The sequence below is a fragment of the Bradyrhizobium sp. 155 genome (genome assembly GCF_023101105.1).
In the GTDB taxonomy this organism is placed as follows: domain Bacteria; phylum Pseudomonadota; class Alphaproteobacteria; order Rhizobiales; family Xanthobacteraceae; genus Bradyrhizobium; species Bradyrhizobium canariense_D.
The window spans coordinates 3738278-3763179 of record NZ_CP064704.1; the positions used below are offsets into that span (position 1 = coordinate 3738278).

General features: G+C 64.3%; 23 protein-coding genes. 12 read left to right on the plus strand and 11 right to left on the minus strand.

Going from position 1 to position 24902, the window contains the following annotated elements; genetic code table 11:
- Positions 1-727 precede the first annotated feature (727 nt).
- Together IVA93_RS18225 and IVA93_RS18230 are read left to right on the plus strand one after the other, a co-directional pair.
- Positions 728-1309 carry an SRPBCC family protein gene (locus tag IVA93_RS18225; protein ID WP_247789895.1) on the plus strand — a complete coding sequence of 194 codons (582 nt, stop codon included), beginning with the start codon at positions 728-730 and terminating at the stop codon, positions 1307-1309.
- A 2-nt stretch (positions 1310-1311) separates the two neighbouring features.
- Positions 1312-2265, plus strand: coding sequence for a YVTN family beta-propeller repeat protein (locus IVA93_RS18230; RefSeq protein WP_247370327.1), 954 nt, complete (start codon positions 1312-1314; stop codon positions 2263-2265).
- A gap of 48 nt (positions 2266-2313) precedes the next feature.
- Here the strand turns inward: IVA93_RS18230 and IVA93_RS18235 are convergent, their stop codons facing one another.
- The 5 genes from IVA93_RS18235 to IVA93_RS18255 all read right to left on the minus strand — a co-directional run bounded on the left by IVA93_RS18235 (position 2314) and on the right by IVA93_RS18255 (position 8583).
- Positions 2314-2988 carry an HAD-IA family hydrolase gene (locus IVA93_RS18235; RefSeq protein ID WP_247370329.1) on the minus strand — a complete coding sequence of 225 codons (675 nt, stop codon included), beginning with the start codon at positions 2986-2988 and terminating at the stop codon, positions 2314-2316.
- 18 nt (positions 2989-3006) lie between these two features.
- Complete coding sequence (locus tag IVA93_RS18240; protein ID WP_247391999.1) at positions 3007-3570, minus strand: DinB family protein; 564 nt, start codon at positions 3568-3570, stop codon at positions 3007-3009.
- A gap of 46 nt (positions 3571-3616) precedes the next feature.
- Positions 3617-6598, minus strand: a complete 2982-nt coding sequence (uvrA, locus tag IVA93_RS18245; RefSeq protein WP_018457997.1) for an excinuclease ABC subunit UvrA — start codon at positions 6596-6598, stop codon at positions 3617-3619.
- A 282-nt stretch (positions 6599-6880) separates the two neighbouring features.
- Positions 6881-7570, minus strand: coding sequence for an outer membrane protein (locus tag IVA93_RS18250; RefSeq protein ID WP_018457996.1), 690 nt, complete (start codon positions 7568-7570; stop codon positions 6881-6883).
- 230 nt (positions 7571-7800) lie between these two features.
- A complete protein-coding gene (locus tag IVA93_RS18255) occupies positions 7801-8583 on the minus strand; it encodes an outer membrane protein (RefSeq protein WP_026233477.1) in 783 nt (260 codons plus the stop codon).
- 459 nt (positions 8584-9042) lie between these two features.
- Here IVA93_RS18255 and IVA93_RS18260 point away from each other — a divergent pair, with 459 nt between their 5' ends.
- The gene (locus tag IVA93_RS18260; RefSeq protein WP_007590726.1) at positions 9043-9540 is read left to right on the plus strand and encodes a single-stranded DNA-binding protein; all 498 of its coding nucleotides are present in this window, start codon (positions 9043-9045) and stop codon (positions 9538-9540) included.
- A gap of 371 nt (positions 9541-9911) precedes the next feature.
- Positions 9912-12656 (plus strand): DNA gyrase subunit A, encoded by a 2745-nt coding sequence (gene gyrA / locus IVA93_RS18265; RefSeq protein WP_085353167.1) that lies wholly within the window; start codon positions 9912-9914, stop codon positions 12654-12656.
- 105 nt (positions 12657-12761) lie between these two features.
- Here gyrA and IVA93_RS18270 read toward each other — a convergent pair whose 3' ends face one another.
- Together IVA93_RS18270 and IVA93_RS18275 are read right to left on the minus strand one after the other, a co-directional pair.
- The gene (locus IVA93_RS18270; RefSeq protein ID WP_085353166.1) at positions 12762-14615 is read right to left on the minus strand and encodes a potassium transporter Kup; all 1854 of its coding nucleotides are present in this window, start codon (positions 14613-14615) and stop codon (positions 12762-12764) included.
- A 206-nt stretch (positions 14616-14821) separates the two neighbouring features.
- Complete coding sequence (locus tag IVA93_RS18275) at positions 14822-15079, minus strand: hypothetical protein (protein WP_018457991.1); 258 nt, start codon at positions 15077-15079, stop codon at positions 14822-14824.
- A 247-nt stretch (positions 15080-15326) separates the two neighbouring features.
- On the opposite strand from IVA93_RS18275, the gene coaD reads away from it, so the two are divergent.
- The 7 genes from coaD to IVA93_RS18310 all read left to right on the plus strand — a co-directional run bounded on the left by coaD (position 15327) and on the right by IVA93_RS18310 (position 19232).
- Positions 15327-15821, plus strand: a complete 495-nt coding sequence (coaD, locus tag IVA93_RS18280; RefSeq protein WP_247370332.1) for a pantetheine-phosphate adenylyltransferase — start codon at positions 15327-15329, stop codon at positions 15819-15821.
- Positions 15822-15862: 41 nt separating this feature from the next.
- A complete protein-coding gene (locus IVA93_RS18285) occupies positions 15863-16426 on the plus strand; it encodes a peptidylprolyl isomerase (protein WP_018457989.1) in 564 nt (187 codons plus the stop codon).
- A gap of 8 nt (positions 16427-16434) precedes the next feature.
- Positions 16435-16860, plus strand: a complete 426-nt coding sequence (locus tag IVA93_RS18290) for a UCP034077 family protein (RefSeq protein ID WP_247370334.1) — start codon at positions 16435-16437, stop codon at positions 16858-16860.
- Positions 16857-17321 carry a peptidylprolyl isomerase gene (locus IVA93_RS18295; RefSeq protein ID WP_247370337.1) on the plus strand — a complete coding sequence of 155 codons (465 nt, stop codon included), beginning with the start codon at positions 16857-16859 and terminating at the stop codon, positions 17319-17321. The genes IVA93_RS18290 and IVA93_RS18295 overlap by 4 nt, the downstream gene beginning before the upstream one ends.
- Positions 17322-17463: 142 nt before the next feature.
- Positions 17464-18537: a tRNA preQ1(34) S-adenosylmethionine ribosyltransferase-isomerase QueA gene (gene queA / locus IVA93_RS18300; RefSeq protein ID WP_247370340.1), complete on the plus strand. Its 1074-nt coding sequence runs from the start codon at positions 17464-17466 to the stop codon at positions 18535-18537.
- Between the two features lie 57 nt (positions 18538-18594).
- Positions 18595-18837 carry a type II toxin-antitoxin system VapB family antitoxin gene (locus tag IVA93_RS18305; protein ID WP_085353162.1) on the plus strand — a complete coding sequence of 81 codons (243 nt, stop codon included), beginning with the start codon at positions 18595-18597 and terminating at the stop codon, positions 18835-18837.
- Complete coding sequence (locus IVA93_RS18310; protein WP_247789896.1) at positions 18837-19232, plus strand: type II toxin-antitoxin system VapC family toxin; 396 nt, start codon at positions 18837-18839, stop codon at positions 19230-19232. The genes IVA93_RS18305 and IVA93_RS18310 overlap by 1 nt, the downstream gene beginning before the upstream one ends.
- A 113-nt stretch (positions 19233-19345) precedes the next feature.
- Here the strand turns inward: IVA93_RS18310 and IVA93_RS18315 are convergent, their stop codons facing one another.
- The 4 genes from IVA93_RS18315 to IVA93_RS18330 all read right to left on the minus strand — a co-directional run bounded on the left by IVA93_RS18315 (position 19346) and on the right by IVA93_RS18330 (position 23424).
- Positions 19346-20383, minus strand: coding sequence for an aspartate-semialdehyde dehydrogenase (locus tag IVA93_RS18315; RefSeq protein WP_247789897.1), 1038 nt, complete (start codon positions 20381-20383; stop codon positions 19346-19348).
- Positions 20384-20602: 219 nt separating this feature from the next.
- Positions 20603-21205: a PepSY domain-containing protein gene (locus IVA93_RS18320; protein WP_247370350.1), complete on the minus strand. Its 603-nt coding sequence runs from the start codon at positions 21203-21205 to the stop codon at positions 20603-20605.
- Between the two features lie 247 nt (positions 21206-21452).
- Positions 21453-22199, minus strand: a complete 747-nt coding sequence (locus IVA93_RS18325; protein ID WP_018457980.1) for a TetR/AcrR family transcriptional regulator — start codon at positions 22197-22199, stop codon at positions 21453-21455.
- A gap of 133 nt (positions 22200-22332) precedes the next feature.
- Positions 22333-23424, minus strand: a complete 1092-nt coding sequence (locus IVA93_RS18330; protein ID WP_247370419.1) for a patatin-like phospholipase family protein — start codon at positions 23422-23424, stop codon at positions 22333-22335.
- A 321-nt stretch (positions 23425-23745) separates the two neighbouring features.
- Here IVA93_RS18330 and tgt point away from each other — a divergent pair, with 321 nt between their 5' ends.
- Positions 23746-24894 (plus strand): tRNA guanosine(34) transglycosylase Tgt, encoded by a 1149-nt coding sequence (tgt, locus tag IVA93_RS18335; protein WP_247370353.1) that lies wholly within the window; start codon positions 23746-23748, stop codon positions 24892-24894.
- Positions 24895-24902: the final 8 nt, after the last annotated feature.

Genomic DNA, 24902 nt, shown 5'->3' on the forward strand with positions numbered 1-24902 from the left:
GCTTCTGAATCGTAGACACATCTTCGCCTCCTCGCGGCGCATCGCGCCCGAGCTTTGCGGTCATCACAGCCCCCAAAAATGCCGAGGGCGCAGGGAAGGCCGGGTGCCGGCTGGCACCCACGGTCCACTGTGCGAAGGTTGCGCTACAAGAGGCTGCACAGCGGCATACAGGTGAAGCCCAACACACGGCCTTCCCTGCGCAGTGGTTTTACGGCTTATGTCGTGATCTCCCCGGGGAGCGATGCACTATTGCCCCCGTCGCCTTGCGGATGGCTGACGCTGCGGCCCGGTCGGCCCGCACGCATCACCGCAAGACTTGGCGCACAGACCCCGGGCGCCAGGACCACACGATTTTGCCGTACGCAGGCTGCACCGGTCGTGTGCCCGACACTTTCGCTCACGGTTGCCCGCCCTGCGAAGCCTTCGCGCCGGTGTGGCCCACGTCCACCACGTCCCATCCCGCGTTCGTGACGATCGCGATCCGCCCCTCGGCCGGGTTGGCTCTTTATATGATAATCCGAAATGCGGATAAAGAGAAATATTTTTAAGCGCCGTGATTGACCCGCTTATTGGTGTTTTGCCCGCCGGGGCGGCAAGGGGTTGTGGGGCGCGCGGGCCCCGCCGCAACGCGGCCACGAACGGGTCTCCCCGCGGCCGCAAAATGCGCTACCATGATTCCAGCGCGCTTCAAGTCGCGCATGATCAACGACACGTATGAGGAAACGAGATGAGGGTGACGATTGGACGGCGCACGGTCCTGGCCGCGGTGCTGATTGCCGCGGGCGCGGTGGCTTTGACGGCGGCGTTTAGCCCGGTTTCGACATCGGCCTGGGCCCACGGGCCGACCCGTCAGAAGGTGCGCGAATCCATCGAGATCAACGCCGCCCCGGCCAAGGTGTGGGCCGCAATGGGCAATTTCCAGGACATGAGCTGGCTGCCACCTGTCACCAAGACCGAGGGCGAGAAGGGCAACGAGATCGGCGCGACGCGGAAGCTGACGCTGACGGGAGGCGCGACCGTCGACGAGGAGCTCTACAAGTTTGACGCCGCCGCGATGAGCTATTCCTACCGGATCACCAATGTGGACGTGAAGGTGCTGCCGGTCACCAATTATTCCTCGACATTGACGGTGACGCCGAGCGCTGACGGCAAGGGCTCGACGCTGGAATGGGCCGGCGCGTTCTATCGTGGCTTTCCCAACAACGAGCCGCCGCCGGAGCTGAGTGACGAGGCCGCGGTCAAGTCGGTGAAGGGGCTGTACCAGGCGGGCCTCGAGGCACTCAAGAAGAAGATCGAGAGCGGAAGCTGACGGTGCGGGCGCTGGTCCTGGCGGCGCTCGCCGCCAGCTTTTGCCTGGCCGGCATCGCGCATGTGTTCGCCGAAGAGGCATTCGTCACCAACCAGCTCAGCGACGATCTGATGGTCGTGGACCTCGCCACGGCGCGCAGCGTCGCGACCATCCCGATCGGCGGCAAGCCGGCCGGCGTCGCCGTCAGCGCGGACGGACGTTTTGCCTATGTCACGAGCCCGGATGCCAAAGCCGTGACGGTGGTGGACGCAGCAACGCGGCAGGTTGCGGCGCGGATCGAGGTCGGCGGCGGGCCGCTCGGCATTGCCGTCGCGCCGGATGGCCGCACCGTCTATGTCGCGGACTGGTATGCGGCGGCGGTGCGGGTGATCGACGCGGCCTCGCGCAGCGTCACGGCCAGCATTGCGGTCGGCGCCTCGCCATCGGGGCTCGCGGTAACGCCGGATGGCAAGCTGCTGCTCTCGGCCGACCGCGACGACGACAGTGTGTCGGTGGTCGACACCGCGACGCGCCAGCGCACGACGACCATCAAGGTCGGCACCCGTCCGTTCGGCGTCACCATCGATGCCGAGGGCAAGCGCGCCTACACCGCCAATGTCGGCTCCAACGACGTCTCCGTGATCGACATCGCCACTGGGGCTGAGACCGGCCGCGTGCAGGTCGGGATGCGCCCTTATGCGGTGGCGCTGGCGCAGGGCCGCGGCTTCGTCACCGATCAGTATGGCGGCACTGTCAGCGTGTTCGATCTGGTGACCTTGAAGCCGCTCAAGCGCATCAATGTCGGCGATTATCCCGAAGGCATTGCCGCGACTGCCGACGGCAAGCGCATTATCGTCGCCTGCTGGGAAAGCAACACGCTCGATATCATCGATGCGGTCGAGCTGAAGCTGATCGGCGAGGTCAAGACCGGCGACGGCCCGCGCGCGTTTGGGGCATTCTTGCGCAGGACGGAGTAGGGGCGTGTAGCCCGCGTGAGCGGAGCGACATGCGGGACGGGGCTCTCCTCATCCACCGGCGTTCCCGGATATCGCTTCGCTCATCCGGGCTACGGCACCGGGGCACAGCGTCCATACAATCTCATCCATCTGATCAAACATGTGATCCGGCGCCATCGCCCGCAGCGCCGCCGGCGCCGCATAACCCCAGCCCACCGCTCCGCAGGCAATTCCCACTGTCCGCGCCGCCTCGATGTCGCGCACTTCGTCGCCGATCGAGATGACCTTGCCCGGCTCCACGCCGGCGCGGCGGATGACCCGTCGGAACTTCGCGGGCTTGCCGAAAAGCGAGGCCGCGCAATCGAAATGGGCGAACAGCGTCGCGCAATCGCCGAGCTTCTCGCGCGCATTGGCTTCGCTGTCCGACGTCACCATCGCGAGCTGCACGCCACCCTCCGCCAGCGTCCGCAGCATTGTCTCGACCCCCGCAAACAGCGAAATCTCCGCTGCAGCCTCCGCCTTCAGTCGCCGCGCATGCCGCGCGATCGCCGGCAGCTTCCACAGCGGCACCTCGAGCCGGCTCAGAATCTCCCGCGAAGAAGCATGCCGCAGCCCCTCGATATCCTCGTCCGCGACGCGGCGGAAGCCGAAGCGATCGGCGACGTCGTTGATGGTGCGCAGGAACCACGGAAAGCTGTCGGTCAGCGTGCCGTCGAGATCAAAGATGGCGAGGGAGTAGGGCATGGAGACGAAGCTACACCGCTAGGCTTTCCACACGGTTTCCTCGGTCCATCCGAGTTGGTCGAATTCGGTGGCCCTGAGCGGCGCCTCTCCCTCGGCGAAGAACTCGTCAAGCTGAGGCGGCGCGACGCTCGTTTCGGACAGCATGGCGTGCGCTTGTCCGCGGTGATGAATTTGATGCTGGAGCAGATGCATGAGCAGTCGGTCGCGGCGTTCGGCCTGGACCCGCGTGTCGCGGTTGATCCGCACAATGCCGTTGAGAATCTCGGGCGTCAGTGCATCGCACATGGCGATCAAGCGCTTGTCGATCGCGGCTTGCGCAGGCTTCAGCGCAGCAAGGGAAAGGTGCGGCACGTCGTTCTTCCAAGCTGCCGGTCCCAACCATCCGCCCTCCAGTGCATCGACATAGAAGAGGTCGATGACATGGATGTGGTTCAGCGTGCGTTGCAGGCTCGGAAAGAAGCCGGTCCGCTCGGCTTCGAAGTCGGCCTGAGACAGCGCCGCGCAAGCGGTGAGCAGCCGGTGGTTTGCCCAAGCATTATTGTGGGCGAACGCACGATAGGTTTGCACAAGTCCGGCAGGCAAACTCAGTCTCCCTCAGACAATGTGTCGGCCGCTCCCGCGGCGTAACCTACTCGGCCGCCTCGCTCGCCGCGCGTCTCCGCTTCGGCTTCCGAGCCTTCGCCAGCACCGGCGCCAGGAACTTCCCCGTATAGCTCCGCGGCGCTTTTGCGATGTCCTCTGGCGGGCCCCAGGCGACGATCTCGCCGCCGCCATCGCCGCCTTCGGGGCCGAGGTCGATGACCCAGTCGGCGGTCTTGATCACTTCGAGATTGTGCTCGATGACGACGACCGTGTTGCCCTGCGCGACCAGCTCGTGCAGCACCTCCAACAGCTTCTTGACGTCGTGGAAATGCAACCCGGTGGTCGGCTCGTCCAGGATGTAGAGCGTGCGGCCGGTGGCGCGCTTTGACAGCTCTTTTGCGAGCTTGACGCGCTGGGCTTCGCCGCCCGAGAGCGTCGTGGCCTGCTGGCCGACATGGATGTAGTCGAGGCCGACGCGATGCAGCGTCTGGAACGTCTCGCGTACACGTGGGACCGCCTTGAAGAACTCGGCCGCTTCCTCGACGGTCATGTCGAGCACGTCGGCGATGCTCTTGCCCTTGAATAGGACCTCCAGCGTCTCGCGGTTGTAGCGCTTGCCCTTGCAGACGTCGCAGGTGACGTAGACGTCGGGCAAGAAGTGCATCTCGATCTTGATGACGCCGTCGCCCTGGCAGGCCTCGCAGCGGCCGCCCTTGACGTTGAAGGAGAACCGGCCGGGCTCGTAGCCGCGCGCTTTCGACTCGGGCAGGCCGGCGAACCATTCGCGGATCGGCGTGAAGGCACCGGTATAGGTCGCGGGGTTGGAGCGCGGCGTGCGACCGATCGGCGACTGGTCGATGTCGATGATCTTGTCGATGTGCTCGAGGCCCTCGATGCGGTCGTGCGGCGCGGCGCCTTCGCTGGCATTGTTCAGCTTGCGGGCGATCGCCTTGTAGAGCGTGTCGATCAGCAGCGTCGACTTGCCGCCGCCGGAGACGCCGGTGACGCAGGTGAACAGGCCGAGCGGAATTTCGGCCGTAACGTTCTTGAGGTTATTGCCGCGCGCGTTGACCACCTTGATGGTGCGGCGATGGTTCGGCGGGCGCCGCTCGGGCACCTCGACCTCGAGCTCGCCGGTGAGATATTTGCCCGTCAGCGAGTTGGGGTTGCGCATGATCTCGGCGGGCGTGCCTTCGGCGATGATGTTGCCGCCATGCATGCCGGCGCCGGGGCCGATGTCGAGCACGTGGTCGGCGAGCAGGATCGCGTCCTCGTCGTGCTCGACCACGATCACGGTGTTGCCGAGGTCACGAAGTCTCTTGAGCGTGTCGAGCAGGCGCGCGTTGTCGCGCTGGTGCAAGCCGATCGAGGGCTCGTCGAGCACGTAGAGCACGCCTGTCAGGCCCGAGCCGATCTGCGAAGCCAGCCGGATGCGCTGGCTCTCGCCGCCGGACAGCGTGCCGGAGGAGCGGGAGAGTGTGAGGTAGTTGAGGCCGACATCGAGCAGGAAGGTAAGGCGCTCGCGGATCTCCTTGAGGATGCGGCCGGCGATCTCGTTCTGCTGAGTGTTCAGCGCCTCCGGCACGGTCTCGAACCACGCGCCGGCGCCCTTCACCGACATCTCGGAGATGTCGCCGATATGCTTGCCGCCGATCTTGACGCAGAGCGCCTCGGGCTTGAGCCGAAAACCGTGGCACGCCTCGCAGGGTACGTCGTGGAAATACTTCGCCAGCTCCTCGCGCGCCCACTCGCTCTCGGTCTCGCGATAGCGGCGGTTGATGTTGGTGATGACGCCCTCGAACGGCTTCTTGGTGTCGTAGGAGCGGACGCCGTCCTCGTAGGAGAACTTGATCTCGTCCTCGCCGGAGCCATGGAGGATCGCGTTCTGCGTCTTCTTGGGCAGATCCTTCCATTTGGTGGTCAGCGTGAACTTGTAGTGCTTGCCGAGCGCAGTCAGCGTCTGAATGTAATAGGGCGACGAAGACTTGGCCCAGGGCGCGATCGCGCCCTTGCCAATGGCGAGCTCCTTGTCGGGAATGACGAGGTCTTCGTCGACATGCTGCTCGACGCCGAGGCCGCCGCACGCGGGACAGGCGCCATAGGGGTTGTTGAACGAGAACAGCCGGGGCTCGATCTCGGGGATGGTGAAGCCGGACACCGGGCAGGCGAACTTTTCCGAGAACAGCATGCGCTCGGGTCCGCTCTTGTCGTGGATCTTTGCGGTCTTCTTCTTCTCTTCCGCGGGTGCTGCCGCAGCCGGCGCATCCGCGAATTCGATGACGGCGAGGCCCTCGGCAAGTTTCAGCGCGGTCTCGAAACTTTCGGCGAGGCGCTGGCCGATGTCGGGGCGCACCACGATGCGATCGACGACGACGTCGATGTCGTGCGGGAATTTCTTGTCGAGAACAGGGGCTTCGGCGAGCTCGTGGAAGGCGCCGTCGATCTTGACGCGCTGAAAGCCCTTCTTGAGCCATTCGGCAAGCTCTTTGCGGTACTCGCCCTTGCGGCCGCGCACGACCGGCGCGAGCAGATAGAGGCGCGAGCCCTCGGGCAGCGCCAGCACGCGATCGACCATCTGCGAGACGATCTGGCTCTCGATCGGCAGGCCGGTGGCGGGCGAATAGGGCACGCCGACGCGCGCCCACAGCAGGCGCATGTAGTCGTAGATTTCGGTCACCGTGCCGACGGTGGAGCGCGGGTTCTTCGACGTCGTCTTCTGCTCGATCGAGATCGCCGGCGACAGGCCGTCGATCTGGTCGACGTCGGGCTTCTGCATCATCTCCAGGAACTGGCGGGCGTAGGCAGACAGCGATTCGACGTAGCGGCGCTGGCCTTCGGCGTAGATGGTGTCGAACGCGAGCGAGGATTTGCCGGAGCCCGACAGCCCCGTGAACACCACCAGCTTGTCGCGGGGAATCTCGACATCGACGTTCTTGAGATTGTGCTCGCGCGCGCCACGGATGGTAATTGCGCGCAGGTTTGATCCCACGTTCTGCTGTTGGCGCTTCGCCTTGATCACTTCATCCATCCGGGTTGCCCTCAAGGAATCCCAAAGGCGCGCGATCGCGCCAACAAAAAAGGCGCGCTTCGCCCGGAACCGGGATCGGCGCCGATGGGGTTGTCAGCGAACGTAGGAAGAACGGAGACGGATTTCCAGTGGGACTTGCGAATCGTCAACGGATTGTTGGCGCACTGGCGGCATCTGGCAGGAGCAGGGTGGAACTGCGCGGCAACGTGCCCGACAAAACAAAAAGGCCGGCACAAGGCCGGCCTTTCGTAACGCGGATGGCGTTGGGGCTAAGTACTGAACTCAGTACTTGGCGACCACCGGGCCCCCGAAGTGATAGTTCACGCCGACCTGCACGGTGTGAAACTCGAGCGTGCCGGAGGGCAGGGCGCCCGAGAAGTAGGTCTCGCCGCCGAGGCTGCGAAAGAGGTACTCGCCCTTGACCGACCACTGCGGAGCGAAGAACGCTTCGACGCCCGCACCGACGGTCCAGCCGGAGTGCCACTTGCTGTCGGAAACGGTCACGCCGAGCGCGCTGACGCTGAGCTTGTTGTCGATCCAGGCGTAACCACCGGTGCCGTAAAACAGGACGTTGTTGACGGCGTAGCCGATGCGGCCGCGCACGGTTCCCATCGCATCGGTTTTGGAGCTGAGGGTGGTGCTGACGAGGCCGAAGCCGGGGACGGCAACGGGGCCGGTGACCGACGCGCTGACATCAGCCCAGGAACCATCGGCCTCGACGCCGAGCACGACATTGCCGGTCTGCCAGTTGTAGCCGGCAGTACCGCCGACGAAGCCGCCCTTCATCTTCGGGTCGGTCGAGGAATTTTCCCAAGCGCCGCCACCGACGATACCGAGGTAGAAGCCGGTCCAGTTGTAGACCGAAGCCATGGCCACCGGGGCCTTGGTGTAGGGGCGCGCCGCGAGATCAGCGGCCGAAGCCGGGGCGGCGAGAGCGAACAAACAGGCCGAAGCCAACAAAACCTTTTTCATTTTCAACTAATCCCAGTCCCAGTTTCTGATTGTGCCTTCCACGATAGGGAGGGCATCGGACTCACTTGCCCAACTGATGCCGTACTTACACCAGTGAAGCCGCAAGTTGTGTCACTCAAAAGCAACAACGGTCGGAAAACGGAACGGTTATTGACCGATTAATATTGGAGAACTGCACAGCAAAAGGCCGGCGCAAGGCCGGCCTTCGAAGTGCGATATGTCCAGCGCGATCAGTACCTTGCGATGGCCGGACCGCCCCAGCGATAGTTCAAGCGCACCAGGCCCATGTCTACGTCCTGGCGAATCCGGTCACTGCCGAATACCGCACCCGCGGGCGTTGTGAAGCCGATCGTGCGATCGCCAAGGAAGATGTGGTCGTACTCAAAGCCCAGCGACCAGTTCGGGGCGAAGCCGAATTCCAGACCGGCCCCGACCGTGCCACCCCAGCGAGTCTCCCGGGCCGAAGCCAGCAGCGCGCCCGCGCCGGGCGTACCCGCAGCAGCGTAGATGTCGTACTTGTCACCGACGACGGCGGCGCCGCCCTTCACGTAAAGCAGCACGTTGTTCCAGGCGTAACCGACCTGACCGGTGATGAGACCGAAAGCGTCGATGCGGGAACGGTTGCGATCACCCGTCACCAAAGCGGTACCAGGGAAGAGGGTGCTCACGTTGTCGCCCCGGAAGTCAGCCCAGTTGCCCTGGCCTTCCAGACCGAACACCCAATTGGCGGACTGCCAGCGATAGCCGATCTGGCCGCCGACGGTGCCCCCTGTTGCATTGTGACAGCCTTCGCCGACGAGAACGCCGGTCGCGGGCGTGACGAAGTCCCAGCACTTGTGGCTGGAGCCACCGCCGCCGTTGATGCCGATGTAGAAGCCGCTCCAGTCGTAGATGGCGGCAACCGCCGGCGGCGGGGCTTTGGTGTAGGGACGCGCGGCCATGTCCGCCGCGCTTGCGGGAGCCGACAAGCCCATCGCCACTGCACCGATTGCACAAATAAGAAGCTTATTCATTGCCAGTCTCCCCAGGTTTCGTCCGCTTCTTATTTCCCCGAAGCGGCTGATCAGGCGCGAGGGCCCATATGAACTAAGTCCGAGGCAACCGTAGCTCTACGGAGCGGCAGAGTCCGTCTCCCAAATGCAACAAGACCGGGGCAGTGCGAGTACCCATAACTTGCTGAATGTTAAGTTCTTTCTTCCATTTTTGGGAACCTACAAAGGTTCCAATCGACGTGTGCCTTTCCGCAACACATGTGGCCGATCGATCCCACGCCTTCAGATCTGTCTTCGCCAAGAACAAATCTGGAACGAACCGGAGGTCGATGCTATATGTGGGGATAACCGGAGGGGTGACGGCCTGATCGTCGTCCGCAAGTGTTCGGCGAGCGTATAGGGTCGCCTCAACAGGCACGGCGGAACGCGGGAGCGGACCGGCCTTCTTGAATTCAGTGGCATTCGGAGCGGAGAGCGGAGATGGCGGGAAGCGTCAACAAGGTCATTCTGGTTGGAAATCTCGGCAAGGATCCTGAAATCCGCCGCACCCAGGACGGGCGGCCGATCGCCAATCTGAGCGTCGCGACCTCGGAGACGTGGCGCGACAAGGCGACTGGCGAGCGCAAGGAAAAGACCGAGTGGCACCGCGTCGTGATCTTCAATGAAGGGCTCTGCAAGGTCGCCGAACAGTATCTGAAGAAGGGCGCCAAGATTTACGTCGAGGGTGCGCTCCAGACCCGCAAATGGACCGACCAGAGCGGTGTCGAAAAGTACTCGACCGAAGTCGTGCTCCAGGGGTTCAACTCGACGTTGACGATGCTGGACGGTCGTAGCGGCGGTGGCGGAGGCGGCAGCTTCGGCGACGAGCCGGGCGGCGATTTCGGCTCCTCCGGTCCGGTCAGCAGCGCGCCGCGGCGCCCTGTTGCCGCCGGCGGCGGTGGCCGCAACAGCGACATGGACGACGATATCCCGTTCTGAGCGATTCCGCTCCAAGAACGCGGCGCCTGATGCGGACGCGCTGGCCGGATGGGCGGCGCTTCTCATCTCATGTCAGAACATCCCACTAATCGACAGGACGGGCTCGGCATTTCCGGGCCCGCTTCATGTTTGGGGTGAGCTCGGATTGCGGCTTGGCAAACGCGCCGACGCGGCAAGCTCACCGCGCGGTTTTCCACGCGTGAGCGGCGATTTTGCAAGGCCGATGCGAGTGCTGTCCGAGACACCGCTCGCAAGGGCTTAAGTTGTTGGAAAAATAGGCGGAAAAAGCGCTTCCCAGAACGCCGCGAGGGTGGTTATCAGAGGCTCGATGCGCTATATGATTCCCAGATAAAACCTCACCGGATTTCCCCTTGGCTGACGACGACGACAAGCCCGGCGACCAGCCGGCGCAACCCTCGGATATTCGCCCCGTCTCCATCTTCGAGGAGATGAAGAAGTCCTATCTCGACTACGCCATGAGCGTGATCGTGGCGCGGGCGCTGCCTGACGCCCGCGATGGCCTGAAGCCGGTGCATCGCCGCATCCTGTACTCGATGAACGAGCAGGGGCACACGCCGGACAAGAAGTACGTCAAGTCCGCCCGCGTGGTCGGTGACGTCATCGGTAAATATCATCCGCATGGCGACCAGTCGATCTACGACGCCATGGTCCGGATGGCGCAGGACTTCTCCATGCGCGTGCCGCTGATCGACGGCCAGGGCAATTTCGGCTCGGTCGACGGCGATCCCCCGGCTGCCTATCGTTATACCGAAGCCCGATTGACGAAGGCGGCGCTGGCTCTGCTGGCCGACATCGACAAGGACACGGTCGACTTCCAGCCGAACTACGACAACAACGAGACCGAACCGTCGGTCTTGCCAGCCAAGTTCCCGAACCTTCTCGTCAACGGCGCCGGCGGCATCGCGGTCGGCATGGCGACCAACATCCCGCCGCACAATCTCGGCGAGGTCATCGACGCCTGCGTCGCGCTGATCGACAACCCCGCGCTCACCATCGACGAGCTCATCAACATCGTGCCGGGACCGGACTTCCCGACCGGCGGCGTCATCCTCGGACGGCAGGGCATCCGCGCCGCCTATCACCTCGGCCGCGGCTCGGTCATGATGCGCGGCAAGGTCGCGATCGAGACCATCCGCAAGGAGCGCGAGGCGATCATCATCACCGAGATTCCCTACCAGGTGAACAAGGCGACGATGGTCGAGCGCATCGCCGAGCTGGTCAAGGAAAAGAAGATCGAGGGCATCGGCGACCTGCGCGATGAATCCGATCGCGACGGCTACCGCGTCGTCATCGAATTGAAGCGCGACGCCGTGCCGGACGTGGTGCTCAATCAGCTCTACAGGTTCACGCCGCTGCAGACGAGCTTCGGCGTCAACATGGTGGCGCTCGACAGCGGCCGTCCACGGGTCATGCACCTGAAGGACCTGCTGGCGATCTTCGTCGACTTTCGCGAGCGGGTCGTCACGCGGCGCACCAAGTTCCTGCTCGCCAAGGCCCGAGATCGCGCCCATGTTTTGGTCGGTCTCGCCATCGCAGTCGCCAATATCGACGAGATGATCCGCGTCATCCGGACCTCGCCCGACCCGACCACCGCCCGCGACACCCTGATGTCGCGCGACTGGCCGGCCCGGGACGTCGAGGACATGCTGACGCTGATCGACGATCCGCGCCACCGCATCAGCGAGAACGGCACGATCCGGCTGTCGATGGAGCAGGCGAGGGCCATTCTCGATCTGCGCCTGCAACGCCTCACCGCACTCGGCCGCGACGAAATCCGCGAGGAGCTCGACAAGCTCGCCGGCGAGATCGCCGACTATCTCGACATCCTGCGCTCGCGCGACCGCGTGCTGGGCATCATCAAGTCCGAGCTCGCCGAAGTAAAGGCCGAGTTCGCAACCCCGCGCCGCACCGTCATCATCGAGCAGGAAGGTGAGGTCGAGGACGAGGACCTGATCCAGCGCGAGGACATGGTCGTCACCGTCTCGCACGCCGGCTACGTCAAGCGCGTGCCGCTGTCGGCCTACCGGGCCCAGCGCCGCGGCGGCAAGGGCCGCGCCGGCATGCAGACCCGCGATGAGGATTTTGTCAGCCGGCTGTTCGTGGCGTCCACCCATACGCCGATGCTGTTCTTCTCCTCGCGCGGACAGGTCTACAAGATCAAAGTCTGGCGCCTGCCGATGGCCGCGCCGAATGCGCGCGGCAAGGCGCTGATCAACATCCTGCCGCTGGAGCAGGGCGAGCGCATCACCACCATCATGCCGCTGCCGGAGGACGAGTCCACCTGGGGCAATCTCGACGTGATGTTCGCCACGACAGGCGGCAACGTCCGGCGCAACAAGCTGTCCGACTTCGTCGATGTCCGCCGCTCCGGCATCATCGCGATGAAGCTCGACGACAACGAAGCGATCGTCGACGTGCAGATCTGCACCGAGCACGACGACGTGCTTTTGACCGGCGCCGGCGGCCAGTGCATCCGCTTCCCCGTGACCGACGTGCGCGTGTTCACCGGCCGCACCTCGATGGGCGTGCGCGGCATTGCGCTTGCCGAGGGCGACAAGGTGATCTCGCTGGCGATCCTGCGCCACGTCGAGACGACGTCCGATGAGCGCTCGGCGTACCTGAAGATGCGTCGTGCGGTCGCCGGCGAAGCTGCGGCCGAGGAGCCGGCGGCGGACGCCGAGGCCGAGGAGACCTCCGGCAGCTTCCAACTCGCCCAGGAGCGTTACGTCGAGATGTCAGCGCAGGAGCAGGTCGTGCTGACAGTGTCCGTCAACGGTTACGGCAAGCGGACGTCGTCCTACGAGTACCGCACCACGGGCCGCGGCGGCAAAGGCATCGTCGCCATGAGCGTCAACAACCGCAACGGCAACCTCGTTGCGTCGTTCCCCGTGGAGGATGCTGATCAAATCATGCTGGTAACCGACAAGGGCCAGCTGATCCGCTGCCCGGTCGAAGGCATCCGCGTCGCCGGCCGCTCGACCCAGGGCGTGATCGTGTTCGACACCGCGGAGGACGAACACGTCGTCTCGGTCGAGCACATCACGGAAGAGGCCGAGAGCGGAAACGGGGCGAATGGGGAGTCGAACGGGGAGTGATGCGTCACCCCGTAGCCCGGATGGAGCGCAAGCGAAATCCGGGTTCTTCATTCGGACGGCTGTCCCGGATTGAGTTGTGCTCGATCCGGATACTGCACTGACCAGCTAAATCTCCAGCTCCGTGCCGAATTCCACCACCTGCTTGGTAGGTACGCCGAAGAACGCGGCGGAGCGTTCGGCGTTGCGTTGCAGGAAGGCGAACACGGTTTCGCGCCAGACCCACATGCCCGGCACGTCCTCGCGCGGGATGATTGTCTCGCGGCCGACGTAATAGGTGATGTCGGAGAGGTCGATGCCGGGCAGCTTGCCGTGGCGGCAGGCGAAGGTCAGCCCTTCGTAAATCGTCGGGTTCTGCATGAAGCCGTAATGCAGAACGACGCGGGTAATGCCGGGAATGATCTCGATCACCTCGATGCGGTCTTCGTCGGCGATGTGAGGAAGCTCCTCGATCAGCACGGTGACCAGGACGATGCGCTCGTGCAGCACGTGGTTGTGCTTGACGAACTGGGTCAGTGCCAGCGGCACGCCGCGCGGCGCCGAGGCCAGGAACACGGCGGTGCCGGGGAGTCTGGCGCTGCACTGGTTGACCGCGGTCTCGATCAGATCCTCCTCGGGCTGGCGCAGCTTCGCGCGTGCGGCTTCGACGAGCTTCACGCCGCTGCGCCAGGTCAGCATCAGGAAGGCGACGAAGCCCGCCAGCATCAGCGGAAACCAGCCGCCCTCGAACAGCTTGATCGAATTGGCCGAGAAGAAGATCAAATCGATCACGAAGAAGAAGCCGTTCACGGCAACCACGAGCCACGGTGAATAGCCCCACTGGATCGCGACCAGGGCGGCGAGCAGCGTGGTGATCGCCATCAATAGCGACACCGCGATGCCGTAGGCGCCGGCCAGCGCCTCCGAGCTGCCGAAACTCAGCACGGCGCCCAGCGTTGCGGCGGCGAGCAGCCAGTTCACCAACGGCACGTAGATCTGGCCGATCGCGTCGCTCGTGGTGTGACGGATCTGCATGCGCGGCAGGAAGCCGAGCTGGATCGACTGCTGCGTCAACGAGAACACGCCGGAGATGATGGCTTGCGAGGCGATCACGGTCGCGACCGCCGAGAACGCGACCAGCGGATAATGCAGGGCGTCAGGGCAGAGCTGGAAGAACGGATTTTCGATCATGGTGGGATCGGTGATCAGCAGCGCGGCCTGGCCGAAATAGTTCAGCACGAGCGCAGGCAGGCAGATCGCGAACCAGGCCAGCCGGATCGGCAGGCGGCCGAAATGCCCCATGTCGGCGTACATGGCTTCGCCGCCGGTCACCGCGAGGAAGGCGGCCCCCAGGATCGCGAAGGAGACATGAAAATCCTGATGGATCAGGAAGTCGAACGCATAGAGCGGGCTGAGCGCCGCCAGCACCGCCGGCGCCTTGACGATGCCGTGGATGCCGAGCGCTGCCAGCACGAAGAACCAGGCCAGCATCACCGGTCCGAAGATGCGGCCGATGAAGCCGGTGCCCTGCTTCTGCATCATGAACAGTCCGATCAGGATGACGACGGTCACGGGCACAACCGCCGGCGCGAGCGAGGGTGCGTCGACCTTCAGACCTTCGATGGCTGAGAGCACGGAGATGGCCGGCGTGATCGCGCCGTCCCCGTACAGTAGCGCGGCGCCGACGAGGCCGACGACCAGCAAATGCGCGCGCCAGGTACCGGGTTGAGCGTTGCGGGCATGCAGCAAGGCCAGCAGCGCGACGATGCCGCCTTCGCCGCGGTTATCCGCACGCAGAATCAACAGCGCATATTTCAGTGAGATGATCAGCAACAGCGCCCAGAGGATCAGCGAGGCGACGCCCAGAACGGCATCGTTCGTCAAAGTGCCGCCGTGGGCGGCGGCCTTGGCGGCTTCCTTCAGGGCGTAGAGGGGGCTGGTGCCGATATCGCCATAGACCACCCCGAGGGCGCCCATGGTCATGGCAATCGGCAGTGGATCAGGTTGATGGCCGGAGGCGACTGCAGGCGTACTGGACAATGGCGACCCCCCGATGGGATCGCGCCCGACGGGTCATTCCGACGGGCGCGAGCATCAGGCAGTGTGCGACGGGACGTCGCAAATATCCATGGGGTATATCTTTGGGGTTTATCTTGAGAGTTAGCTGACGCGAAACTGACAGACCCCCACTACGGAGTACGGTTGGCAGTCACAAGGCGAGCCTCGCGGATGTTGGCTTTGGTGCCGGCCTGGCGGAGGCAGGACGCTTCGAAATTCGGCCAGGCCTGCTGCGAGCAGTCCTTGCCGACGGTGCGGATATCGAGCCGGTCGCTCTTGGCAAGCGGCTGCGGCACGCTCGCCTCGACGGTGGGGGCGAAGCCGGGCAGGAGCGTGAGGGTGGCAGCAACACACGCAGAAATGGCGATCGCCGAAAGAGCCTTGATCATGACAGTCCCCTGTGATGCGGCCGCTACGCCCAGTGTGCGGCCCGTCGTTCGTTGGCTGGATTAGTAACCATGGCCAGTTTCCGGACGTCTTCGCGAACGCGGGAAATGGTTTCGTTCGCGCTCCGTTTTGTGTCGTGGCCGCCCTCAGGACGAAACAATTCGGCGCATTCCGACACGCTTCTGCGGAAAAACCGCCAGGGAACCTGACCGGCTTGCCGGGCCGGGCAGGGCGCGGTAGGACGTGGCCATGCCGCGCATTGCCTTCTATCCAGGTTCCTTCGACCCCATCACCAACGGCCATCTGGACGTGGTCCGGCACAGCGTGTCGCTGTGCGACAGGCTTGTTGTCGCGATCGGGGTGCACCCCGGCAAGAAGCCTCTGTTCTCGACCGAGGAGCGGCTGAAGATGCTCCATGACGTCTGCGGGCCGGTGGCCGCCCAGGCCGGCTGCGTGCTCGAGGCCGTGACGTTTGACGATCTGTCGGTGACCTCGGCGCGCAAGCACGGTGCCACGATCATGATTCGGGGCCTGCGCGACGGCACCGACCTCGACTACGAGATGCAGCTCGCCGGCATGAACGAGGCCATGGCGCCCGAGGTGCATACGATCTTCCTGCCGGCCTCTCCCATTGTCCGCCCGATCACCGCCACTTTGGTGCGCCAGATCGCTGCCATGGGCGGGGATGTCTCGGCCTTCGTTCCGCCGCTGGTTGCGGCCCAGCTCAAGGCAAAATTCGCCTGATAACGGCGCGTTTCCTTTCTCATCTCTGATCCGGAGTTGTCATGATCCGAATTCTCGCAGTTCTTGCCGCGGTTCTGTTCGCGGTGCCGGCCTTCGCGCAAGCCTTGCCGGCCGGCCTCGACAAGGCCAACGCCATCGTCATCGACTCCACCAAGGGCCGCATCGTCATCAAGCTCCGGCCGGACCTTGCGCCCCAGCACGCCGAGCGCATCAAGCAGCTCGCGCGCGAGGGTTTTTACAACAACGTGCCGTTCCACCGCGTCATGGATGGCTTCATGGCGCAGACCGGCGACGGTCAGAACTTCAATGGCACCGGCGGCTCGAAATATCCGAACCTGAAGCAGGAATTCTCGAAGGTGCATTTTGCGCGCGGCATCGTCGGCATGGCCCGGCGCGGCGACAGCGTCGACACCGCCAATTCGCAGTTCTTCATCATGTTTGCCGACGGCGGCAGCCTCGACAACCAGTACACCGTGATCGGCGAGGTCGTGCAGGGCATGGACGTCGTCGACAAGCTGAAGAAGGCGCCTCCCGGATCGAGCGGCGGCACCGTCACCGACCCCGACAAGATGGTGAAGGTGCAGGTCGCTTCCGACATCAAGTAGGAGCGGCGATGGCGCGCTGCGGTGGCAAGCTCCTGCTGGTTGCCGCGGTGCTGCTGCTCGGCGTCCCGGGCGCGGTCGCCGAGGACGCACAGGTCAACACCATCCAGGACATCTTCCGGCATTTGCGCACCTGCTGGAAGCCGCCGCCCGCCGCCAGGGCCCGCCCGATCGACATCACCGTCGTGGTGAGCTTCAACCGGGCTGGAAACATTCTGGGCCATCCGAGGATTACCTATGAATCCGCGGAGGCTTCCGACAATGACCGGCTGCAATACCGGGTCGCGGTGATGGAGGCATTGCAACGCTGCACGCCGATGCCATTTACCGATGCGATGGCCGGCGCCGCTGCGGGGCGTCCGTTCGCGATCCAGTTTCGCAACCGCAAATCTTCACCTGACAGGACTTTACCCCCAACCCAAGAGAGACGAGCATGAACGCCACCGAAAACACACTGATCCTCGAGACCACGCAGGGCCCCGTCACCATCGAGATGCGGCCTGATCTGGCGCCCGGCCACGTCGCGCGCATCAAGGAACTCGTGCGCGAAGGCTTCTACGACGGCATCGTGTTTCATCGCGTGATCGACGGCTTCATGGCGCAGACCGGCTGCCCCCAGGGCACCGGCACCGGCGGCTCCGGCCAGAAGCTGAAGGCCGAGTTCAACAAGGAGCCGCATGTGCGCGGCACCACCTCGATGGCGCGCGCCGCCAGCCCGGATTCCGGCGATAGCCAGTTCTTCATCTGCTTCGACGATGCCCGCTTCCTCGACAACCAGTACACGGTGTGGGGCAAGGTCACCGAGGGCATGGAGAACGTCGACAAGATCAAGCGTGGCGAGCCCGTGCAGAACCCCGACAAGATCGTCAAGGCGCGGATGGCGGCTGACGCGGCGTAGGCGTTCAACCCTCATGGTGAGGAGGCGCGTAGCGCCGTCTCGAACCATGAAGGCCGAGCTGCAGCAGCGGGGCCTTCATCCGTCGAGACGCGCGTTCCGCACCCCTCAGGATGAGGAGTGACTGTGCGGCCCTGAGTCCGAGATGCGCACCGACCTCTTCGATTTCGACCTGCCCGCCGAGCGCATCGCATTGCGCCCGGCGAGCCCGCGCGACTCCGCGAAGATGCTGGTCGTCGATCGCGGCACGCTGCGCGACCAAATCATCACCGACCTGCCGCAATGGCTGAAGCCGGGCGACCAGCTCGTCGTCAACGACACCAAGGTGATCGCGGCGCAATTAAAAGGCCGTCGCATCGGCCGCGAGACCGAGCCGAAGATCGAGGCAACGCTGATCAAGCGCCTCGACGGCTCGCGCTGGCAGGCGTTGGTGAAGCCTGCCAAGAAACTCATCGCCGGCGACCGCATCCGCTTCGGCAATGAGGGCAAGGTCTGCCTGCTCGGCCATCTCGACGCCGAGGTCGAGGCGAAGGGCGGGGAAGGCGAGGTGACGCTGTCATTTTCGTTTCACGGCCCGACGCTGGATCAAGCCATCGCCGATCTCGGCAGCCCGCCGCTGCCGCCCTACATCGCCTCGAAACGCACGCCTGATGATCAGGATCTCGCCGACTACCAGACCATGTTCGCTGTGAACGAAGGCGCCGTTGCCGCGCCGACAGCAGGCCTGCATTTCACCCCGGCGCTGGAGCAGGCGATGCACGCGCGCGGCGTCGGCATCAATCGCGTCACGCTGCATGTCGGGGCAGGGACCTTCCTGCCAGTGAAGGTGGACGACACCGAAGGCCACAAGATGCATGCCGAGTGGGGCACGCTGTCGGCCGAAACGGCGGAGCGGCTCAACACTGCGCGCAAGAACGGCGGCCGTATCATCGCGGTTGGCACCACGTCGTTGCGCCTGCTCGAAAGCGCAGCCAGCGAGGACGGCACCATTGAGCCGTTCGCCGCCGAGACGTCGATCTTCATCACCCCCGGCTATCGCTTCCGCGCCGTCGATGTTCTGCTGACCAATTTCCATTTGCCGAAGTCGACACTGTTCATGCTGGTGTCGGCGTTCTCCGGGCTGGAGGCGATGCAGCAGGCCTATGCACACGCGATCGCGACCGGCTACCGGTTCTATTCGTACGGGGATGCCTGTTTGCTGTTTCCGGCGCGGGAGTGACGCGGGCGGCGTTCTCGTGCTATATTGCTCATACGTTTTGCATGGAGCGAGTGGCCGATGAACATCCGTTCCGCGAAAGTAGATGAGCTTGCCCAGCGCCTCGCCCGCCTGACGGGGGAAGATATCGAGACGGCGCTCGAACGCGCCATCGAGGAGCGCTTGTCTCGCGTGGCATCGCCGGCGGTCGATAGGAGGGCCGCCCTGACGTCGTTCTTCGAGCGAACCGCTGGCTTGCCCGTTCTCGATTCTCGGCCTGCAGACGAAATCCTCGGCTATGACCGTTTCGGGCTGCCGTCCTGATGGTGCTGGATACGTCTGCGATCGTCGCGACCGTCACCAACGAGCCAGATGGGCAGCGCTATCGGAAAGCCATGCTGGATGCTGCCAGCCTGTCGATGTCAGCAGTAGCAATCCTGGAAACCAAGATCGTTCTCTCTGCTCGCTTCGGAGCATCGGCCGTGAAGTTCTTCGACGAATTGCTGGAGATTGCCGGGATTGTCGTAGTGCCGTTCGACGCAGACATGGCGAAAGGCGCGTTCGAGGCATTTCAACGCTTCGGCAAGGGTCGGGGGACATCCGGCGCAGCTCAACATCGTCGATTGTGCGGTCTAGGCTTGGCGAAAGCGCGTTCGCAACCGCTGCTCTTCAAGGGAGCCCACTTTGCTAAGACAGACATTCTCCCCGCGTTGACCTGACCGCGCTGTTTGCCATTGTAGGGTGGGCAAAGCGAAGCGTGCCGACCAACTTTCTTGATGCGAAGTGGTGGGCACGGCGCTTGCGCGCCTTTGCCCACCTTACGCATCTTCCGTTACGCCATCATCCGCTGCGGCAGGAGCTCCGCGATCTGCACCGCGTTGAGTGCAGCGCCCTTGAGCAGCTGGTCCGCCGCCACGAACATCGAGATCGAAAGTCCGGAGGGGTCGCTGAGGTCCTTGCGGATGCGGCCGACCAAGACGTCGTCCTGGCCCGAGGCATCGATCGGCATCGGGAAGTAGTTCCTGGCACGGTCGTCGACGACCTTGACGCCGGGCGCTCGTGCCATGATGGCGCGGACCTGGTCCTCGCTGATCGGCTTCTCGCATTCGAAGGTGATGGCCTCGCAATGAGCCCGCAGCACCGGCACGCGCACGCAGGTGACGCCGATCGCGATCTTGTCGTCCTCGAAGATCTTGCGGGTTTCGTTGATGACCTTGGTCTCTTCGTCGTTGTAGCCGGTGTCAGGGTCGATCGCGGTGTTGTGGCTGAAGAGGTTGAAAGCGTAGGGATGCGGCATCACCTTCGGCGTATAAACCTGCCCGTTGAGATTGGCGCGGGTGGACTCGACCAGCTCGTCCATGGCGGCAGCGCCGGCGCCGGAGGCCGCCTGGTAGGTCGAGATGATCACGCGCTTGATGCGGTTGCTCTGGTGGATCGGCCACAGCGGGACCAGCGCCGTGATGGCGGCGCAGTTCGGGTTGGCGATGATGCCCTTGTGGTCGCGGATGCGGTTCGCGTTGATCTCGGGGATCACCAGCGGCACGTTCGGGTCCATGCGGAAGGCGGAGGAGTTGTCGACGACGATGGCGCCGGCCTTGACCGCGATCGGCGCGAACTTCTTGGAGATGCTGCCGCCGGCGGAGAACAGGGCGATGTCAACGCCCTCGAAGGCGCGTTCGGTCAGCTCCTCGATGATGACGTCTTGCCCACGGAACGACACCGTCTTGCCGGCCGAGCGGGCGCTCGCCAGCGCCTTGAGCTTGCCGACGCGAAAGCCGCGCTTGTCCATGGTGGCGATGAATTCGGCGCCCACCGCACCGGTGACGCCGACAATCGCGACGACGGGATCGTTACTCACTTTGTCCTCCATTGAATTGCGATCTAAACAACAAAAAAGCCCCGGACCATCATGGGCGGGGCTTCGGTAGAGTGGATTGCGTTCTAGTCGACGACTACACGCGCACGCCTCCCCGGGCCCCGAAGGCCGTGGTGGTTTTAGTCGTGCGTTTGGTGGTCGCGAACATGGCGGGAGCTTATGCGGGAGAGTCCTGCCCCCGTCAATGGCTTTTCGGCGGGATTGGGGCTGCCGCTATTTGGTCCGGGCGCCCGGCGGTTCGAGGATGACCTCCTTGAGGTTGTCGCCACTGATGACGACGATCGCGAAATTCAGCCGGCCGCGTTCGCGCACCAGTCCGCCGCTGATGGCTTTGCCGGAGGCCGCGCGCTCGGCGACGTGGACGGCATCCGCAAGTCGGTGCTTGATGGCACCGAGCGCTGCGAGATTGCTGCGATCGTCGAGGTCGAGCTCGGCGAGAGGGAGGGCGGCTTCCCCGCCGACGAGCTCGCCGGTCGCGGCATTGATGGTGTGGCGCCAGATCCGGTCGTTGTGCAGGGTCTTCACCCGGTAGACCGGCACGCCGGAGGCTCCGTCGAAACTCACATCCGCCGTGGTGGCACCGACGTGGCGGGCTTCCGCGATCGCCATGGCCTGGTTGATCGAGATCGACGAGCTGCGGAAGCGCTCGATCTCGCGGCTGACCGCTTGGCGGTCGGCCTCGGCGTCACCATCTGTGTCGCTGTGAAGGGTGGTCGGCGTGCCCGTGCTCACGATCGCCCGCGCCGGCGCTGCGAGGAGGAGTGCGGACAGGGCGATCGCGAGCAGTCCCGAGATCCGTCGTTTGGCCGTCGTCATGCTCGAACCCTCGGCCAGCGAGTATGCCGGATGATCGTCAAGAATTTGCGGCCGACCTTGGGCATCGGTCGGCCGCTGAGCGTCGCGACGGGCTGTACCGCCGGGACGATCGAAGCGGTGCGGACCTCTTGGGGCTGGTGAAAAAGCGATCCGCATCGCCCTATAATTAAACCATACCGTATCGTTTTGTTTCGGTCAACGGCGCAGCCGCGAGATCTCCCGGAAAGTTCGCAAGCTCACGGAATTGTCAGCGCGATGGGCGCCGCCGCTGGGTGCCCTTGGCGGCACTCTGGCTGCCGTCCGCTGATCCCAGCGCGCCTGCCAGGAACAGCTTGATCGCAGCGCGCATGCGCTTTTCCGCGGCCTTCATTTCCGGCGGCGTTCCAAACGTCGCCAGACGATGGTTATGACCGACGACGACGTCGAGAAACACTTCCGCCGCGATGGTGGTGTCGTCGACGTCGAGCGCGCCTTGCGCCACCAGATGGTCGAAGAAGCGTGCCGTGGTGGCGACGGCCTTGAGCCAGCCTTCCTCCTTGCCGAGCTTGGCGATGTCGGGAAAGTTGATGGCCTGCGACGTCATCATGCGGCTGAAGGCGACGGCATCGGGTCCGCAGGTGAATGTCAGCATCTCGCGCCCGATCTCGACCAGCCGTTGCTCAACCGAGATATCCGAGGCGCTGCCGAGCTGCGTCTCGGCGGCCGCGGACAGCGGTGCCAGCCATCGCGCGATCTCGCGTCTCAGCACGGCTGCAAACAGGCCGCGCTTGTCGCCGTAACGGGCATAGACGGTGGGCTTGCTCACTCGCGCGGCTTCCGCGACCGCATCGAGCGAGGTCGCATCAAAGCCGCGATCCAGGAACAGGCGGGTGGCGACCTCGATCAGCCGCTGATCGCGCTCGATCGCGGCGCTTTTCGTCGGCCGGCCGCCGCGCGATTTCGGCACCTCGCGCCGCGGCGCCGCCGGTCTTGTCCTGGTCGCAGTCAATCCCATGCCCAATGATTCCTGCGCGGTCGTGACATCAGTCATTGCTCTATAACGCGCGGCAACGAGTGCGTCATGGCTAATCTGGCCGAATGACCGCATCGTCAACCGTCTCGGCACGGCCCCGTTCCTCACCGAGCGCTCACGGAAGCGTCGAAGTCCAGGCCTCGCCCGAAGCCGCCTTCTCATATCCGTACTGATACAGCGCCCGCATATAAGCGGTGTCGAACCCTTCCGAGGGGGCGGCCGGATAATCGCGCGCGATATAGGAGAGATGGAAGCCCAGGCGGTTGCGCTTCGCAAAATCATAAGTCGAGAAGATGATCGAGCGGGTCTGCGACTGGGTGATCGACGACAGGCTGCGGGAGGCAACGTCGATGGTGCTGTTGGAGACGAGCTCGAAATTGCGTTCGATCTTCTTGTTGACGAGGATGTAGATGTCCAGCTTCGCAGGGCCGGGAAGGCGACTGCCCTGGAAAAGCAAGGCTTCCGGCAGCGTCAGCACCGGGGCCGTCACGCCGCCGTCGACATGCATCTCCTGAAATCTGCGGCCCTCGCCTTCGGCGTCGATCATGATCGGCGGAAACACCAGCGGGATGCTGGCGGAGGCCGCCATCACGTCGCGAAACAGCTTGAGCGCCTCGGACGTGCCGACCTCGGCGATCTTGCCCATGTCCCAGATCGCGGTGCGCTGGGTGTCGAGATCGGTCGTCACCACCAGCAGCCTTCGGCCCTTGGCGTTTTCACGAGCGACTTGCGCCATGATTTCGGGGCCGACATAGCGGGCGACGAGCTCGCGCAGCCGCGTGTTGCCGAACAGGCCGGACCCGAACAGCACGCGCATGATGCTAGGATCACTCAACAGGCTCTCCGCGACACCGCTGGTGTAGACCTCCTTCAACGTGTCGTCATATCGCGAGCCGAGAAACGCAAAGGGCGCAATCAGGCCGCCGGTGCTCACGCCCGAGACCACCGAGAAGGTGGGACGGGTTTTGGCCGCGGTCCAGCCGTTGAGCACACCGACGCCGTAGGCGCCATCTGCGCCGCCGCCTGAGAGCGCCAGGTAGGACTTCGTCGCGGTGCTGGTGTCCTTCTCGAAATTGAATTTCGTGATGGGTTCGTCGGCGTAGCGCCGCAGGCCATCGATATCGAGCACGCGCGATGTGCTGGCTTCGGTGGCCGTATAGGGCGTGCGGGGCAGGGAGGTGCAGGCGCCGAGCGCCAAGCTGCACATCAGGACCAGCAATCCGAACAGGCGGGCGCCGGTCCACCTCGTCCAGCCATGCGAACGGCCGGCTGGGTCAGTCGAACTTGAAGGGAGGGGCATTGCGGTGGCTGGCGATCACGCATCTACCGCCGCCGGCAACATCGCCGCGGCATCTCGTCCCAGCCCAAGGTAAAACTACACTGTATCGTTTTGTTTAACAAGCGTCGCAGGCGCACAATTCCGTGTCCCCCAATATTTGCACCCATTGTCCCAGTCTGATGCATAAGCCGGCCGAGGCATCGCCCGAGCGGGTTGATCGGCCTGCTCCGACACGCAATAAGCACCGTCATGAATCGTCCTGACACCGGTCTGCCCAATCATTTCGAACTGCTCGCCACCGATGGCGCCGCGCGCACCGGGCGCCTGACCACGCCGCACGGCGTGGTGCGCACGCCCGCCTTCATGCCGGTCGGTACCGCCGGCGCGATGAAGGGCATGCACTGGCGCGAGGTGCGTGAGGCCGGTGCCGACATCGTGCTCGGCAACACCTATCATCTGATGCTGCGTCCCGGCGCCCAGCGGATCGCGGCGCTTGGCGGCTTGCAGACATTCACCGGCTGGAACGGGCCGATGCTGACGGATTCCGGCGGCTTCCAGGTGATGTCGCTGGCGGATCTGCGCAAGGTCAGCGAGCAGGCCGTGACCTTCCGTTCGCATATCGACGGCGCCAAGGTCGAGCTGTCGCCGGAGCGCTCGATCGAGGTGCAGCGTTTGCTCGGCTCCGATATCGCTATGCAGATGGACGAATGCGTGCGACTGCCCGCCGAGCGCGCCGACATCGACCGCGCGATGAAATTGTCGCTGCGCTGGGCCGAGCGAAGCAAGCGCGCCTTCGAGAGCGCGCCCGACGGCTACATGCTGTTCGGCATCGTGCAGGGCGGCGACATACCCCAGCTTCGCCATGCCAGCGCGCAAGGCCTCATCGAGATCGGTTTCCATGGTTATGCCATTGGCGGCCTCGCCGTCGGTGAGCCGCAGGCGGTGATGCTGGCGATCATCGACGAGACAGCGCCGCTGCTGCCGAGAGAGCGGCCGCGCTACCTGATGGGCGTCGGCACACCCGACGACATCCTCGAGGCGGTCAAGCGCGGCATCGACATGTTCGACTGCGTGATGCCGACGCGCAATGGCCGGCATGGCGTTGCCTTCACACGCTTCGGCCAGGTGAATTTGCGCAACGCGCGCCACGCCGACGATCCCCGTCCGCTCGACGAAGAGAGCTCCTGGCCGTCGGCGCGCAGCTACGCGCGCGCCTATTTGCACCATCTCGTCAAGGCGGGCGAGACGCTGGGTGCGATGCTGCTGTCCGAGATCAATATCGCTTATTACCAGTTCCTGATGCAGGGCATCAGGGACGCGATCGCACAGGGAACGTTCGAGGAGTTCTATCGGCGTACGCGCGAAGACTGGGGGAGGGGCGACATCGCCCCGCGCTAGGTCAAGTG